Consider the following 15024-nt stretch of genomic DNA (forward strand, 5'->3'; position numbering starts at 1 on the left):
GTCCGGAACGGCCCTCCCCCTCGCTTGGCTGGGGGGACCCCCACCCTCGGGCGTCCTCGGTCCGGACAGATGGAGGATAGCCATCCGGCCCCGGATCGACGGGCAGGCTGCGGATCAGGTGGCGTCGGCGTCGAAGGGGGTACGGGGCTCCTGGGCCGGTGCTGCGGGCTTCTTCAGCAGGTCCGGACCGGTGCCCGCGGCGGGCGTGGCGGACGGCGCGGCGGCGGCCTGGGCCGCGTCGGCCTCCCGGCCGTTCACCGCGTCGGTGACCTCGTTCAGCTCCTTGCGGAGGTCGAAGCTGCTGCGCAGGTCCTGGAGGTCCTCGTTCTCGGTGAGCTGCTTGCGGATGAAGGTCTTCGGGTTCAGGTCCTCGAACTCGAAGTCCTTGAACTCGGGGCCCAGTTCGGAGCGGATGTCCTGCTTGGCGCTGTCCGAGAACGCGCGGATCTTCCGGATGAAGCCGGAGACGTCCTGGATCACCTTCGGCAGCTTGTCGGGGCCGAAGACGAGGATGGCGAGCACCACGATGGTGACCAGCTCGAGTGCGCCTATGTCGTTGAACACCTTGCCGCTCCTCGGCTCTCTCCACATCCGGCCCGGTCAACGGTACCCGGCGTTCCCTGCGCTCCCCTACGCCGGTGCACGAGCGTTCACGGATTCACCCGGGCGTCATCCGGTATTCGTGTGGCGGAGCGGCCGCCCGGGGCCCGTCCCGGGGCCCGGCCGGGGCGTCTCAGGAGCCGCTCGCCGAGCCGAGGACCACGTCCAGGGTGCGTTCCCTGCCGTCGCGCAGCACGGTCAGGCCCAGGCGGTCGCCGGGCCGGTGGGCCCTGATCTTGATGATCAGCTCGTCGCCGCCGTGCACGCGTACGCCGTCCACCTTGGTGATCACGTCGCCGGGCCGGATCCCGGCGCGGGCGCCGGGCCCGTCGGCCACCACGGAGGGCTTGCCGTCCTCGCCCTTGGCGTCGACCCGGGCTCCGTCGCCCTTGTACTCCATGTCCAGGGTGACGCCGATGACGGGGTGGGTGGCGCGGCCGGTGCGGATGAGTTCCTCGGCGACCCGTTTGCCCTGGTTGACGGGGATGGCGAAGCCGAGGCCGATGCTGCCGCTCTGGCGGGTGGGGTCGTCGCCGTCCTCGCCCTTGTCGGCGCCGCGGATGGCGCTGTTGATGCCGATCACGTGGGCGCGGGAGTCGAGGAGCGGGCCGCCGGAGTTGCCGGGGTTGATGGGGGCGTCGGTCTGGAGGGCGTCGACGTAGCTGATGTCGCTGCCGTCGCGTTTGCCGCCGCCGGCGGTGATGGGGCGGCCCGTGGCGCTGATGATGCCCGAGGTGACCGTGTTGGAGAGGTCGAAGGGGGCGCCGATGGCCACCACCGGGTCGCCCACGCGGACGTTCTCGGAGTTCCCGAGCGCCAGCGGGCGCAGGCCCCGGACCCCGTTGACCTTCACCACGGCCAGGTCGTAGCCGCCGTCGCGGCCGACCAGCTCGGCGGTGACGCTCTCGCCGGTGCTGAAGGTGACCGTTATGTCGCGGGCGTCGGCGACGACGTGGTTGTTCGTCAGGATGTGGCCCTGCTCGTCCAGCACGAAGCCGGTCCCGGTGCCGCTGCCGCCGCCCCCGCTGACGTGCAGGGTGACCACGCCGGGCAGTGCGGTCGCGGCGATGCCGGCCACGCTGTCGGGGGCCCGGCCCTTGTTGTCGGCGGCGGCCTGCGGGAGCTCCAGGCGGGTGCTCGTGCGCCGCTCGGAGAGGATGCCGAGGTAGCCGCCGGCGCAGCCCGCGAGGAGGGCGATGACGGCGCCGACGACCGCCAGCTGCCACAGCGCGGGCGCGCCGCGCGGCGCCTTGCCCTGGTCGACGACCTGGAGCGGGCCGGCGGCCCAGGGGTCGTAGCGGGGGCCGGGAGCGGAGCCGGGGTCCGGGTCCGGACCGGGCGCCGCCGGGTCCGGGACCGTGTCCGCTTCCGGGCCCGGCTCCGGGATGGCCGCGGGCCGGCTCCACCACGTCGGAGCCGGACCGTTCTGCTGACTGTCGGACATGGGCGCTCCCCCGCGGGCCTGGCGCACCGCGGGGCGGCGCGTGTGCCGCAGATTCAACCAGGTACCCGGGCCCCTCGGGGCCCGGGTCAGCGGGAGAGGGACACCGGCTGCGCCGTCGCCGGGGCCGAGGAGGCCGCCGTGGGCAGCTGTCCCACCGGGACCGGGCCGGTCGTCACGCCGGGGGTCGGGACCCGGTCGCGCACGAAGGCGTCGGTCAACGGCACCGCGGGTCCGGGCCTGGTCGCGGGCGCCTCGCCCCGGGCGTTCGGCTCGATCCCGTCCAGCGGCAGGGTGCCGCCGAGCGCGATCGCGGCCAGCGACACGGCTCCCGCCGCCACGAAGGCGAAGCGGCGTCGGGGACGGCCCACCTCGTGGATGCGGAAACCCTCGCGCGGGGCGGCCGGAGCGGAGTACCCGAACGAGGAGAACGGGTCGACGCCCGGGGCCGGGGGCGCGAGCGGAGCCCCCGGTCCACCGGTCGGCCCGGCGGGCCCGGCGGGCCCTGCAGGCCCGTCCGGGCCCGCCCCCGGCAGCCCCTGGAGCCGGGCCAGCAGCCCGGCCGACAGTGGCGGCGGTGCGCTCTCCACGAACAGGGTCTTCAGCCGGCGCTGCGCGTCGGCCTCGGCCTTGCACTTGGCGCAGGTCGCCAGGTGCGCCAGCACCCGCTCGCGCGCGTCGTGCTTCAACTCCCCGTCCACCAGGGCGGCGAGCCGGTCGCCCAGGTGCTGTTCGGCGGGGGAGGGACTGGCTCCGCTCACTCGGCTCCGCCCTCTCCCCCGGCGCCCGGCGCGCCCACCGCCACGCCCGCAAGCGCGCGCTGCTCGGCGCGGGCCTCGGGAGAGCGGTGCTTGAGCGCCTTGCGCAGGTGCGAGCGGCCCCGGTGGATGCGGCTGCGGACGGTGCCGAGCTTCACGCCGAGCGTGGCGGCGATCTCCTCGTAGGACAGGCCCTCGATGTCGCAGAGCACCACGGCGGCGCGGAACTCGGGCGCGAGGGTGTCCAGCGCCTGCTGCACGTCGGCGTCGAAGTGGGTGTCGTGCAGGACCTGCTGGGGGGAGGGCTCGCGGCTCGGCAGCCGCTCGGCGGCGTCGTCGCCGAGCGCGTCGAAGCGGATCCGCTGCTTGCGGCGCACCATGTCCAGGAACAGGTTCGTGGTGATGCGGTGCAGCCAGCCCTCGAAGGTGCCGGGAGTGTAGGTGGACAGCGAGCGGAAGACGCGGACGAAGACCTCCTGCGTCAGGTCCTCGGCGTCGTGCTGGTTGCCCGTCAGGCGGTAGGCGAGGCGGTAGACCCGCGCGCTGTGCGTGCTGACGATCTCCTCCCATGAGGGAGGGGTCCACGCCTGGGAGCCCGCATCGGCGGCAAAGGTCGCGGTGGTCGCGGTGTGGGCGGTGTGGAAGCGGTCAGCAGTGTAGGTCACGGATTTCGGCTCACCCGCCGACCAGAAGAGACGTCTGAGAACGCCTCCACGATCCACAGGCGCAGCCGCACCTCCCCTGTCGGCTCTGGTGGTGTCCAGTGGAGCCCCTACCATAGCCACCCCTCCCGTCAGCTCTGGATAAGCATTTTTGCAGTAACTTTGCACGGGCCTCGGGGTCCGGACCGCCGATCTGCCCGAAGCCGTCCCCTCTATCCCGCCTCTCACCCTCCCAACGCCCGGTCCCATCTGCGGGTTCCCGACGTCAGCGGATACAGTCACCGTTGCGCCAACTATGGGGACAGGAGAGGGTCATTAGCGGCAACCGGCAGACGAGCTGGGCGTTCGCCGACGCGTTTGTCGCCGAGGACGAAGCCCTGCGATGGGCACGAGACCGGTCCAGGGAAGCGGGCCTGCGGTCCGTGTCCCCCGGCACCGGGGCCGCGCTGCGCCTGCTCGCCGCCACCGCGGACGCCAAGGCCGTCGCCGAGATCGGCACCGGGACCGGCGTCTCGGGGATCCACCTGCTGCACGGGATGCGGCCGGACGGGGTCCTGACCACGGTGGACCCCGAACCCGACCGGCAGGCCTTCGCCCGCCAGGCCTTCCGCGCGGCCGGCTTCGCGGGCAACCGCGCGCGGTTCATCCCGGGGCGGGCGCTGGACGTGCTGCCGCGGCTCGCGGACGGCGGCTACGACCTGGTCTTCTGCGACGGCGACCCGGCCGAGTCCCTCGACTACCTCGCGGAATCGTTGCGGCTGCTGAGGCCCGGGGGGCTGGTGTGCTTCGAGGGGGTCTTCGCCGACGGGCGTACGGTCGACTCGGCGGCCCAGCCGGTGGAGGTCATCCGGGTGCGGGAGCTGCTGCGCAGCGTGCGGGAGAGCCCGGCGCTGGAAGCCGCACTGCTGCCGGTCGGCGACGGGCTCCTCTGCGCGGTGCGGCGGTAGCCGTCGCCCGGGGTCACCGCTGCGCGGGCTGCTCCCCGCCCCACCCTTCGCCCGTTCCCCGGGGCTCCGCCCCACACCCCGCGCCTCGAACACCGGCGAGGCCGGATGGTGCCGCGCGTCAAAAAAACCCCGCCCCCGCCGCGGTGGGCGGCAGGGGCGGGGCAAGATCAAGTGGCCGAGGCTCAGCCGACGACCTTCTTCAGGGCGTCACCCAGGGCGTCCGCCTCGTCCGGCGTCAGCTCGACGACAAGTCGACCGCCGCCTTCGAGCGGTACGCGCATGACGATGCCTCGCCCCTCCTTGGTGACCTCGAGCGGGCCGTCGCCCGTCCGCGGCTTCATGGCCGCCATGCTCGTTCCCCTTCCTGAAACCAGCTCATCGTCAGCCGACGGCCCCGTTCAGGCGCCTAGTACCCGGCATCGAACACATTGCTTCCCAGCCATTATCCCGCATGTCAGGACCCGATGACCAACATCGGAAGGGAACGCTTGCGCAACGCGCTCGACCAAAACCACTCATTTCGGGGATCCGCCTGCGATACTTCGCCGCCGCCCCCGGGGATGGGCCCCCTCTTTGTTTGACGCACATCACATGCCCGCCCCCGGTCCCGTCCGCCATGCTGGCCCTTGCACCGGCCGGTACCGGCCGGTAGCCAAGCCCGCGACGAAGGGGGACCCCCGCCATGGCCGACAGCGTGCTCTACGAAGTCACCGACGGACTCGCGACCGTCACGATCAACCGGCCCGACGCGATGAACGCCATGAACACGGAGGCCAAGGTCGCCCTGCGCGACGCCGTGCAGGCGGCGGCCGCCGACACCGCCGTACGGGCGGTCCTGCTCACCGCCGCCGGGGACCGGGCCTTCTGCGTGGGCCAGGACCTCAAGGAGCACATCGGCAACCTCGCCGCCGACCGTGAGAACGGCTCGACGCTCACGATGAGCACGGTCTCCGAGCACTACAACCCGATCGTGCGGGCCCTGACGGAGATGCCCAAGCCCGTCGTGGCCGCGGTCAACGGCGTCGCCGCCGGGGCCGGCTTCGGGTTCGCGCTCGCCGCGGACTTCCGCGTCGTCGCCGAGACCGCGTCCTTCAACACCTCGTTCGCCGGGGTCGCGCTGACCGCCGACTCCGGGGTGTCCTGGACCCTGCCCCGGCTGATCGGCGCCTCCCGGGCCTCCGACCTGCTGCTGTTCCCCCGCTCCGTCAAGGCGCAGGAGGCGTACGAGCTCGGCATCGTGAACCGGCTCGTGCCCGCGGAGTCGCTGCGCGCGGAGGCCGAGAAGGTGGCCCGCGCCCTCGCCTCGGGCCCGACGGTGGCCTACGCGGCCCTGAAGGAGTCCCTGGCGTACGGGGCCTCGCACTCCCTCTCCGAGGCCCTGGAGCGCGAGGACGTCCTCCAGACCCGCGCGGGGGCCTCCGAGGACCACTCCATCGCCGTGCAGGCGTTCCTCGCGAAGCAGCCGCCGCGGTACCTGGGCCGCTGACGCCTCACCCCTCGCGGGAGACGCAGCCCGCGAGGTGGTCGTTGACCAGGCCGCACGCCTGCATCAGGGCGTAGGCCGTGGTCGGCCCGACGAAGCGGATGCCCGCTTTCTTCAGGGCCTTGGCCAGGGCCGTGGACTCCGGGGTCACCGCCGGCACGTCGGCGGTGCTCCTCGGGGCCCGGCCCGGCTTCTGCGGGGCGTGGGACCAGATCAGCTCGTCCAGCTCCCCCGCCCCCCAGCCGGCCAGCACCTGCGCGTTGGCGAGGGTGGCCTCGATCTTGGCCCGGTTGCGGATGATCCCCTCGTCGCCCATCAGCCGCTCGGCGTCCGCCGGGCCGAACTCCGCGACCGCCGCGATCTCGAAGTCCGCGAAGGCTTTGCGGAAGCCCTCGCGGCGGCGCAGGATCGTGATCCAGGACAGGCCGGACTGGAAGGCCTCCAGGCACAGCCGTTCGTACAGGGCGTCGTCCCCGTGGACGGGCTTGCCCCATTCGGTGTCGTGGTAGACGACGTAGTCCTCCGTGGACAGCCCCCACGGACAGCGCAGCCCGCCGTCCGGGCCCGCGGCCAGTCCCGCGCCGCTCACCGCTCGTCCTTCGTGAGGTCGACCCGGTCCGCCGGGGCGGGCTGGGCTCGCGCGGCCGTCAGCTCCGCGATCCGCGCGTCCCGCTCCGCCAGCTCGGCCGCGAGCCGGTCCAGTACGTCGTCCACCTCGGCCATCCGGTAGCCGCGCGGCGCGACCGGCAGCCGGAGCGCGTCGATGTCCGCCCGTACGACCGGCCGGCTCTCCGGGAGCGCGTCCGCCACCCGGTCCGGCTCGGCCTCGGGCAGCACGGCCTCGGCACCTCCGCCGACGACCGCGAGGGTGACCGCGGCCACCACCACGACCAGCGCGATCAGCAAGAACCAGAACACGATCAACTCCCCTGAGAGACTCCTGCCCCTCAGGTTAAGGTCGCAGACGAGGCGCGAGGGTCGCCGAAGGAGGAAAGAGCAGGATGCTGCGACTGGGCAGGCGCGAGTTCGACACCCACGAGCCGGTGATCATGGCCATCGTGAACCGCACCCCGGACTCCTTCTACGACCAGGGCGCCACCTTCCGCGACGAGCCCGCCCTCGACCGGGTGGAGCAGGCCGTGGCCGAGGGCGCGGCGATCATCGACATCGGCGGGGTGAAGGCCGGCCCCGGCGAGCACGTGGACGCGGCGGAGGAGGCCCGGCGCACGGTCGGTTTCGTGGCGGAGGTGCGCCGCCGCCACCCGGACGTGGTGATCAGCGTGGACACCTGGCGGCACGAGGTCGGGGAGGCGGTCTGCGAGGCCGGGGCGGACGTGCTGAACGACGCGTGGGGCGGGGTGGACCCCAAGCTGGCGGAGGTCGCCGCGCGCTACGGCGCGGGCATCGTCTGCACCCACGCGGGCGGGGTCGAGCCGCGCACGCGGCCGCACCGGACCTCGTACGAGGACGTGATGGAGGACATCCTGCGCGTCACGGTCGGCCTCGCGGAGCGGGCCGAGGCCCTCGGCGTGTCCCGGGAGTCGATCATGATCGACCCGGGCCACGACTTCGGGAAGAACACCCGGCATTCACTGGAAGCCACCCGCCGGCTCGCGGAGATGACCGAAACCGGTTGGCCAGTACTGGTCTCCCTGTCCAACAAGGACTTCGTCGGCGAGACCCTCGACAAGCCGGTCAAGGAGCGCCTGCTCGGCACCCTGGCGACCACGGCCGTCTCGGCCTGGCTCGGCGCGCAGGTCTACCGCGTCCACGAGGTCGCGGAGACGAAGCAGGTCCTCGACATGGTCCGCTCGATCCAGGGGCACCGCCCGCCGGCGGTCGCCCGCCGCGGACTGGCCTAGCGAACCCCGTGAGGCCACCGCCCACCGGCCCGGGGGCCGGTGGGCGGTGGCCCGCGCCGCTACTTGCCGACTTCCTTCGTCACCAGCGCGATGGCCTCGTCCACGTCGTCCGTGACGTGGAAGAGGTAGAGGTCCTTCTCCGAGGCCTTGCCCTGGGCGATGACCGTGTTCCGCAGCCATTCGATCAGGCCGCCCCAGTACTCCGTGCCGAACAGCACGATGGGGAACCTGGTGATCTTCTGCGTCTGGACCAGGGTCAGCGCCTCGAACATCTCGTCCAGGGTGCCGAGTCCGCCCGGCAGGACCACGAAGCCCTGGCTGTACTTCACGAACATCGTCTTGCGGACGAAGAAGTACCGGAAGTTCAGCCCGAGATCGACGTGCTGGTTGAGCCCCTGCTCGAAGGGCAGCTCGATGCCCAGGCCCACGGAGATGCCGTTCGCCTCGCGGGCGCCCTTGTTGGCCGCCTCCATGGCGCCCGGACCGCCGCCGGTGATCACCGCGAAGCCGGCCTCGACGAGCGCGCTGCCGATCCGTACGCCGGCCTCGTACTCCGGCGAGTCCACCGGAGTGCGGGCCGAGCCGAACACGCTGATCGCGGGCGGCAGCTCCGCCAGCGTGCCGAAGCCCTCGATGAACTCCGACTGGATGCGCAGGACCCGCCAGGGATCGGTGTGCACCCACTCGGAGGGCCCGGCGGAGTCCAGCAGCCGCTGGTCCGTCGTACTGCCCGCCTGCACCTGGCCCCGCCTGCGCAGCACCGGCCCGAGCTGCTGCTCCTCGGGCCGTCGGCGGGACCCTTCGGGGTTGCCCATGATGTGCTCCCTCCTGCTGATCGTTGGATCAGGTTAGGCGCACAAAAGTGACGGGAGGTGGAATTCAGGAGGTCAGCCAGGCACGGAGTCGTTCCTCGCAGTGCAGGATGGCCTTCGTCTCGACACGCTCGTCGACCTTGTGGGCCAGCAGCGCGTCACCCGGCCCGTAGTTGACCGCCGGGACGCCGAGCGCGCTGAAGCGGGAGACGTCCGTCCAGCCGAACTTGGGCATCGGGCGGCCGCCGACCGCCTCCATGAAGGCCGCCGCGGCCGGGTGGGACAGGCCGGGCAGGGCGCCGCCGGAGGAGTCGTCGACCACGAACTCGGCGATGTCGCAGTCCGCGAAGACCTCCCGGACGTGGGCCAGCGCGTCGGCCTCGCTGCGGTCGGGGGCGTAGCGGAAGTTCACGGTGACCGTGCAGGCGTCCGGGATGACGTTGTTGGCGACGCCGCCCTCGATGCGGACCGCGTTGAGGCCCTCGTGGTACTCCAGTCCGTCGATGACGGGCTTGCGGGGCTCGTACGCGGCCAGCTTCGCCAGGATCGGGCTCGCGGCGTGGATGGCGTTGGAGCCCATCCAGCTGCGCGCGGAGTGGGCGCGCTCGCCCCTGGTGCGCAGCAGTACGCGCAGGGTGCCCTGGCAGCCGCCCTCGACCTCGGCGTTGGAGGGTTCCAGCAGTACGGCGAAGTCGCCGGCCAGCCAGTCGGGGTGGGCGTCGGCGACCTTGCCGAGGCCGTTGAGGTCGGCGGCCACCTCCTCCTGGTCGTAGAAGACGAAGGTGAGGTCGCGGTTGGGCTCGGGGACGGTCGCCGCGATCCTCAGCTGTACGGCGACCCCGGACTTCATGTCCGTCGTGCCGCAGCCCCACAGGACGTCGTTCTCGTCCAGGCGGGACGGGACGTTGTCGGCGATCGGCACGGTGTCGAGGTGGCCGGCCAGTACGACGCGCTCGGCGCGGCCGAGGTCCGTGCGGGCCACGACGTTGTTGCCGAGGCGGTCGACGGTGAGGTGTGGGAGGGCGCGCAGCGCGGCCTCCACCAGGTCGGCGAGCACCTTCTCGTCGCCGCTCACGGAGGGGATGTCGACGAGCCGGGCGGTCAGCTCGGCAGCGTCCAGGGTGAGGTCCAGCTCGGATTCGGACATGGAACTGACCCTAACGCCCCGGGATGGGCGGGAAGCGGGAGCGTCCGGCCGGTGGACGGTTTATCGGCCTCAAGTACGGTGGGCCGCGTGTCCGAGACCGATCGCTCCCGCCCCCGCCGCCGCCGGCCGTTCCGCAAGGCCGTCGGCCTGGTCGTCCTGCTCGGGGTGATCGGGTACTTCGTCGTCCAGCGGGATTCCAACAACGGCGCCTCGTACTGCACGGCTTCGGCGACCGGGGCGGCGGGTTCCGCGGGTGCGGGGACCGTCCAGACGTACGAGATGACCCCGGAGCAGGCGGCGAACGCGGCGACGATAGCCGCCGTCGGGATCTCCAAGGGGCTGCCGGACCGGGCGGTGACCATCGCGCTGGCGACGGCGATGCAGGAGTCGGCGCTGCGCAACCTCGACCACGGGGACCGCGATTCGCTGGGGCTGTTCCAGCAGCGGCCCTCGCAGGGCTGGGGCACGCCGGAGCAGATCATGGACCCGGTGTACTCGGCGGGGATCTTCTACGACCGTCTCGCCGAGATCAAGGGCTACACCCGGCTGCCGCTGACGGTGGCGGCTCAGAAGGTCCAGCTCAGCGGTTTCCCGCAGGCGTACGCGAAGCACGAGCCGGACGCGACGGTCCTGACGGCCGCCTTCGGCGAGAGCGGCACGCCGGCCTCCCTGTCCTGCTCCGGTCCGGCGCCCGCGGCGGGCGACCCGGAGACGGTGCGGGCGGAGCTGGCCCGGGCCTTCGGGGCGCCGGCGCGGGAGGCGCTGGGCGCGGGCCGGGCGGGCGCTCCGGCCGCGCGGCCGGCGTCGGGCGGGTCCGTGGCCGAGGCGGAGGTCGGGCTGCGGCTCAAGGAGGGCGGCGGTCCGGCGGAGGCGCGGCGCGGGCGGGCGATGGCCCATTGGGCGGTGGCCCGGTCGAAGGAGCTGGGTATCGGCCGGGTGTCGTACGACGGCTCCTCGTGGGTGGCCGGCCGGGACGGCGGCGCGTGGCGGGGCAAGGGCGGCGGCGGCCGCAAGGCCGGTGCCGGGGACCCGCACGACGCGGCTCCGGGCGAGGTACGGATCTTCATGGCCCGCGCCACCGCCCGCTGAGCGGCGCCACGGCCCGCGTACGCCCCCGGCGCGCGGGCGCCCGGCCGCGGCACCCCGGCGGCACGGTCAGGCGTACGGCCCGTCACCCGGGAGGGGTGTCCACGCGTTCGGCCCGTACACCCGGAAGGCGGACAGAACCGCAGGTCGGCACGGGTGCGGTGCTCTTGTCACGGAAGCCGATTAAACGATGCGTTACCGATCCTTTACCCGGCGGGTCCGCAACTCCCCGCACCCCGGGAGCGGTTGTACACGGCGTACTCAGCCGCTACCGCTTAGGAGCATCATGACCCTCCCCCTGACCCGTCGGATCGCCCGCGCCGCGCTTCTCCTCGCAGCCGGTACCGCTCCCGTGGTCGGTGCGGCAGGCGCCGCCAGCGCGGCCGACGCCGTGGGCCTGGAGTCCCTGCCGAAGCTGAACACGCTCACCGCCCCGGACACCGGGGCGGCCACCGACGCCGCGCACACCGCCACCGAGGCCCTCCCGGCCGCCGCCCCCGTCGCCGGACAGGCCACCGAGGCCGTCGGCGGCGCCGGGGCCGCCGGCCAGACGCTGGGCGGCCTGCCGGTCGCCGGCCAGCTGCCGGTCGGCCAGCTGCCGCTGGGCGGCCTGCCGCTGGGCGGCTGACCTCCGCGCCGGACCCGCGAACGCCCGAGGGGGCCGGGAGCTGCTGCTCCCGGCCCCCTCGGTCCGTTTCACGCGGGCGGCGGTGGTCAGCCGAGGCGCTTGACCGCGGCGGCGACCCGCTCGTCGGTGGCCGTGAAGGCCACCCGGACGAAGTTCGCGCCGGCCTCGCCGTAGAAGTCGCCCGGCGCGACCAGGATGCCGAGCTCGGCGAGGTGCGCGACGGTGTCCCAGCAGGGCTCGTCGCGGGTCGCCCACAGGTAGAGGCTGGCCTCGCTGTGCTCGATGCGGAAGCCGTGCGCCTCCAGGGCCGTGCGCAGCGCCTCGCGGCGGGCGGCGTAGCGGCCGCGCTGCTCCTCGACGTGGGCGTCGTCGCCGAGGGCCGCCACCGTGGCCGCCTGCACCGGGGCGGGGGTCATCATGCCGCCGTGCTTGCGGATCTCCAGCAGCTCGCCGAGGACGGCCGCGTCACCGGCGATGAACGCGGCACGGTAGCCGGCCAGGTTGGAGCGCTTCGAGAGCGAGTGGACCGCCACGAGGCCCTCGTAGGAGCCGCCGCAGACGTCGTCGTGCAGGACGGAGACGGGTTCGGCCTCCCAGCCCAGCTCCAGGTAGCACTCGTCGCTGAAGACCAGGATGCCGTGCTCGCGCGCCCAGGCGACGATCCGGACGAGGTCTTCCTTCGGGATGACCTTCCCGGTGGGGTTGGACGGGGAGTTGAGCCACAGCAGCTTCACGCCCGCCGGGTCCAGCTCCGTCGGGTCGTCGTAGACCACGGCCTCGGCGCCGCACAGCCGCGCGCCGACCTCGTACGTCGGGTACGCCAGCCGCGGGTAGGCGACCTTGTCGCCGGCGCCCAGGCCCAGCTGGGTCGGCAGCCAGGCCACCAGCTCCTTGGAGCCGACCACGGGCAGGACGTTGCGGTGTCCGGCGGCGCTCGCGCCGAGGCGGCCCCGCAGCCAGCCGGTGATCGCGTCGCGCAGGGCGGGCGTCCCCCACACGGTGGGGTAGCCCGGGGAGTCCGCGGCGGCGACGAGGGCGCGCTGGATCAGGTCGGGCACCGGGTCCACAGGGGTGCCGACGGACAGGTCGACGATGCCGTCAGCGTGGGCCGCCGCCGTGGCCTTGTACGGCTCCAGCTTGTCCCAGGGAAAGGCGGGAAGACGGTCGGAAACTGCGGCCACGGTGCTCTCTGCTCTCTGTGGGGTGCGGGGCTGTGTCGTACGGGGAAACGGCTCGGTCCCGCGCGGCAGCAGTGCCGTACGGGACCGAGGGGCGCGTCTGCCGTGAACGGTCAGTGCTCGCCGGCGTTGATGTCGGCGGGCAGCGCCGCGACGAAGGGGTGGTCGCGCTCGATCAGGCCGAGCTTGGAGGCACCACCGGGCGAACCGAGCTCGTCGAAGAACTCGACGTTCGCCTTGTAGTAGTCCTTCCACTCCTCCGGAGTGTCGTCCTCGTAGAAGATGGCCTCGACGGGGCAGACCGGCTCACAGGCGCCGCAGTCGACGCACTCGTCCGGGTGGATGTACAAGGACCGCTGGCCCTCGTAGATGCAGTCGACGGGGCACTCTTCGATGCAGGCCTTGTCCTTGACGTCGACACAAGGCTCCGCGATGACGTAGGTCACGCTCTCGTTCCTCCTCGGTAGGGCTGTCCATTCGCGCGGGAGCGCGGCGTCGTCGATGCCCGCACCTAGTATCTCCGTTCCCGGGCACGATCCGAACAGGAGGGGCGGACAGAGCTGTGGAAATCACTGCCGGTGGGCTGCTGGAGATCCGTATTACCCCGGTTGACGTGGGTAAACGGGTCTCTGTACGACGGGTGGAGGGCGGCAGGAGCGGTGCCCCGGTGTTCGCGGACGTGGTCGGGGTGCTCACATCCTGGACCGGGGGTGTGCTGACGATCACACGCAAGGACGGCGTGACCGTCCACATCCCGGAATCGTCGCTGGTGGCGGGCAAGATCGTGCCCCCCGCGCCCGCTCGGCGCAGGGGGCCCGCGGCCTCCTTCGAGGAGCTCGCGCGGGTCACGGCGCGGGCCTGGCTGCCGCTGGAGAGCGAGCCGCTCGGCGAGTGGACGCTGCGGGCCGCCGCCGGGTTCACCCGGCGCGCCAATTCCGTGCTCCCGCTCGGCGACCCGGGCATACCCCTGGACGAAGCACTCGCGCGGGTGACCTCCTGGTACACGGAGCGCGACCTTCCGGCGTACGTGCAGGCCGCGACGGGCGCCGCCGGGACGCAGGAGCTGCTCTGCGCGGAGCTGGAGCGCCGCGGCTGGGCGAACGAGGTCTCGGCGGAGGTGCGCGTCGGGGCGCTGGCCCCGGTGGGCGACCTGGACGCGGACGTGGCGGCGGTACGCCTCACCCGCGAGCCGGACGAGCAGTGGCTGGGGCGCTACGGCAGGGTCCGGGACCCGGAGCTCGCCCGGCGGATGCTGGTGGAGGGCCCGTCGGTGTGGTTCGCCTCCCTGGACGGCGGCCGGGCGATCGGGCGCTGCGTGGTGGACGGCCGCTGGGCCGGCTTCGCGGCCGTCACCGTCGCCCCGGAGGACCGGCGGCGGGGGCTCGCGACGGCGGTGATGACGGCGCTGGCCCGGCGGGCGCTGGAGGAGGGCGCGTCGGCGGCGTGGCTCCAGGTGGAGACGGACAATCCGGCGGCGCGGGCCCTGTACGACGGGATGGGCTTCGCCACGCACCACGCGTACCACCACTTCCGGGCGGCGCGATGAACACCCGTGAGCTGTTCGCGGCGGAGGCCCGCGCGGAGCGGCCCGATCTGGCCCGGCTGTGCCTGCTGCTGGCCGCGGAGGCGGATCCGGAGCTGGACGAACACGCCATGGACCGGGCCGAGATCGAGCTGGACCGGCTCGCGGGGATGCTCCCGTACGGGCTGCGGGACGCCCGGTCGTGGGCGGCGGCGGTGACGGAGCTCCTCGGCGGCCGGCTCGGCTTCCACGGCACCCCGAAGGACTACGACCGGCTTTCCTCCTCCCTCCTGCACGAGGTGCTGCTGCGCCGGCGGGGCCTGCCGATCCTCCTCTCGGTGGTGTGGCTGGAGGTGGCCCGGCGGGCGGGCGCGCCGGTGTACGGGCTGGGGCTGCCGGGGCACTTCGTGGTGGGCTTCGGGGACCCGGAGGACTCGGTGGTGGTGGACCCCTTCGCCGGCGGCGCCTCGCTGGGGGCGGGCCCGGCGGAACTGGCGGCCTCCCCCAAGACCCCGGCCCGCACCCTGGACATCGTGCTGCGGATCCTGAACAACATCCGCGTCTGGGCCTCCTCCCGCCCGGAGCACTCGGCGGTCGCCCTGTGGGCCCTGGACCTGTCCCTGCTGCTGCCCTCCCACCCGGCGGCCCTGCGCTACGAGCGGGCGCGGCTGCTGGTGGAACGCGGCTCCTTCCAGGAGGGTGCGGCGGAGATGGACTCGTACGCGGTGGTGATGGACGCGGTCGACCCCGAGTCCGCGACCCGGATCCGCGGCGAGGCCGCCGCCGCGCGGGCGCTGCTGAACTAGCCGGTTCCCCCCGGCGGGGTCGGGGGCCGCTGCGCGGTGCCGGTCCCCTACCCGCCCTTCAACCGTTCTCGCCTCAGTCGCCGGCGCGGCTC

The 15024-nt window shown here is 73.3% G+C and carries 17 protein-coding genes and 1 pseudogene; 7 read left to right on the forward strand and 11 right to left on the reverse strand.

What is annotated here, in order from left to right; genetic code table 11:
• Window positions 1-114: 114 nt before the first annotated feature.
• From ACZ597_RS02800 to sigE, 4 genes and pseudogenes are all read right to left on the reverse strand, one after another.
• Window positions 115-564, reverse strand: coding sequence for a sec-independent translocase (locus ACZ597_RS02800; protein ID WP_471324013.1), 450 nt, complete (start codon window positions 562-564; stop codon window positions 115-117).
• 169 nt (window positions 565-733) lie between these two features.
• Window positions 734-2044 carry a S1C family serine protease gene (locus ACZ597_RS02805; RefSeq protein ID WP_471324015.1) on the reverse strand — a complete coding sequence of 437 codons (1311 nt, stop codon included), beginning with the start codon at window positions 2042-2044 and terminating at the stop codon, window positions 734-736.
• A gap of 278 nt (window positions 2045-2322) precedes the next feature.
• Window positions 2323-2802, reverse strand: a pseudogene (locus ACZ597_RS02810) (anti-sigma factor family protein); the annotation flags it as partial.
• Window positions 2799-3578: an RNA polymerase sigma factor SigE gene (sigE, locus tag ACZ597_RS02815; protein ID WP_471324018.1), complete on the reverse strand. Its 780-nt coding sequence runs from the start codon at window positions 3576-3578 to the stop codon at window positions 2799-2801. The pseudogene ACZ597_RS02810 and the gene sigE, both read right to left, overlap by 4 nt.
• 167 nt (window positions 3579-3745) lie before the next feature.
• Between sigE and ACZ597_RS02820 the strand changes: the two genes are divergently transcribed.
• Window positions 3746-4408, forward strand: a complete 663-nt coding sequence (locus ACZ597_RS02820) for an O-methyltransferase (RefSeq protein ID WP_401244698.1) — start codon at window positions 3746-3748, stop codon at window positions 4406-4408.
• A 182-nt stretch (window positions 4409-4590) separates the two neighbouring features.
• On the opposite strand, the gene ACZ597_RS02825 is transcribed toward ACZ597_RS02820, so the two are convergent.
• Complete coding sequence (locus ACZ597_RS02825; protein ID WP_003966491.1) at window positions 4591-4758, reverse strand: DUF3117 domain-containing protein; 168 nt, start codon at window positions 4756-4758, stop codon at window positions 4591-4593.
• A 332-nt stretch (window positions 4759-5090) separates the two neighbouring features.
• On the opposite strand from ACZ597_RS02825, the gene chcB reads away from it, so the two are divergent.
• A complete protein-coding gene (chcB, locus tag ACZ597_RS02830; RefSeq protein WP_471324021.1) occupies window positions 5091-5894 on the forward strand; it encodes a 2-cyclohexenylcarbonyl CoA isomerase in 804 nt (267 codons plus the stop codon).
• A gap of 4 nt (window positions 5895-5898) precedes the next feature.
• Here the strand turns inward: chcB and ACZ597_RS02835 are convergent, their stop codons facing one another.
• Both ACZ597_RS02835 and ACZ597_RS02840 read right to left on the reverse strand, forming a co-directional pair.
• Window positions 5899-6480 carry a DNA-3-methyladenine glycosylase I gene (locus tag ACZ597_RS02835; RefSeq protein WP_471324024.1) on the reverse strand — a complete coding sequence of 194 codons (582 nt, stop codon included), beginning with the start codon at window positions 6478-6480 and terminating at the stop codon, window positions 5899-5901.
• On the reverse strand, window positions 6477-6809 hold the full coding sequence (locus tag ACZ597_RS02840) for a DivIVA domain-containing protein (protein ID WP_471324027.1): 333 nt from the start codon (window positions 6807-6809) through the stop codon (window positions 6477-6479). The genes ACZ597_RS02835 and ACZ597_RS02840 overlap by 4 nt, the downstream gene beginning before the upstream one ends.
• 83 nt (window positions 6810-6892) lie before the next feature.
• On the opposite strand from ACZ597_RS02840, the gene folP reads away from it, so the two are divergent.
• Window positions 6893-7753: a dihydropteroate synthase gene (gene folP, locus ACZ597_RS02845; protein WP_471324029.1), complete on the forward strand. Its 861-nt coding sequence runs from the start codon at window positions 6893-6895 to the stop codon at window positions 7751-7753.
• A gap of 59 nt (window positions 7754-7812) precedes the next feature.
• Here folP and ACZ597_RS02850 read toward each other — a convergent pair whose 3' ends face one another.
• Both ACZ597_RS02850 and dapE read right to left on the reverse strand, forming a co-directional pair.
• The gene (locus ACZ597_RS02850) at window positions 7813-8568 is read right to left on the reverse strand and encodes an LOG family protein (RefSeq protein WP_471324032.1); all 756 of its coding nucleotides are present in this window, start codon (window positions 8566-8568) and stop codon (window positions 7813-7815) included.
• A 64-nt stretch (window positions 8569-8632) separates the two neighbouring features.
• Entirely contained in the window at window positions 8633-9712 is a 1080-nt protein-coding gene (dapE, locus tag ACZ597_RS02855) for a succinyl-diaminopimelate desuccinylase (protein ID WP_471324034.1), read from the reverse strand.
• Between the two features lie 87 nt (window positions 9713-9799).
• On the opposite strand from dapE, the gene ACZ597_RS02860 reads away from it, so the two are divergent.
• Both ACZ597_RS02860 and ACZ597_RS02865 read left to right on the forward strand, forming a co-directional pair.
• Entirely contained in the window at window positions 9800-10801 is a 1002-nt protein-coding gene (locus ACZ597_RS02860; RefSeq protein WP_471324037.1) for a hypothetical protein, read from the forward strand.
• Between the two features lie 283 nt (window positions 10802-11084).
• Window positions 11085-11426, forward strand: a complete 342-nt coding sequence (locus tag ACZ597_RS02865) for an ATP-binding protein (protein ID WP_471324039.1) — start codon at window positions 11085-11087, stop codon at window positions 11424-11426.
• Window positions 11427-11512: 86 nt separating this feature from the next.
• On the opposite strand, the gene dapC is transcribed toward ACZ597_RS02865, so the two are convergent.
• Together dapC and fdxA are read right to left on the reverse strand one after the other, a co-directional pair.
• Window positions 11513-12607: a succinyldiaminopimelate transaminase gene (dapC, locus tag ACZ597_RS02870; protein ID WP_471324042.1), complete on the reverse strand. Its 1095-nt coding sequence runs from the start codon at window positions 12605-12607 to the stop codon at window positions 11513-11515.
• Between the two features lie 110 nt (window positions 12608-12717).
• On the reverse strand, window positions 12718-13050 hold the full coding sequence (gene fdxA / locus ACZ597_RS02875) for a ferredoxin (protein WP_007266339.1): 333 nt from the start codon (window positions 13048-13050) through the stop codon (window positions 12718-12720).
• A 116-nt stretch (window positions 13051-13166) separates the two neighbouring features.
• Between fdxA and ACZ597_RS02880 the strand changes: the two genes are divergently transcribed.
• Together ACZ597_RS02880 and ACZ597_RS02885 are read left to right on the forward strand one after the other, a co-directional pair.
• Window positions 13167-14150 carry a GNAT family N-acetyltransferase gene (locus tag ACZ597_RS02880; protein WP_471324045.1) on the forward strand — a complete coding sequence of 328 codons (984 nt, stop codon included), beginning with the start codon at window positions 13167-13169 and terminating at the stop codon, window positions 14148-14150.
• Entirely contained in the window at window positions 14147-14932 is a 786-nt protein-coding gene (locus ACZ597_RS02885; RefSeq protein ID WP_471324048.1) for a transglutaminase-like domain-containing protein, read from the forward strand. The genes ACZ597_RS02880 and ACZ597_RS02885 overlap by 4 nt, the downstream gene beginning before the upstream one ends.
• Window positions 14933-15024 lie beyond the last annotated feature (92 nt).

This window comes from Streptomyces sp. NPDC040718, from assembly GCF_055593565.1.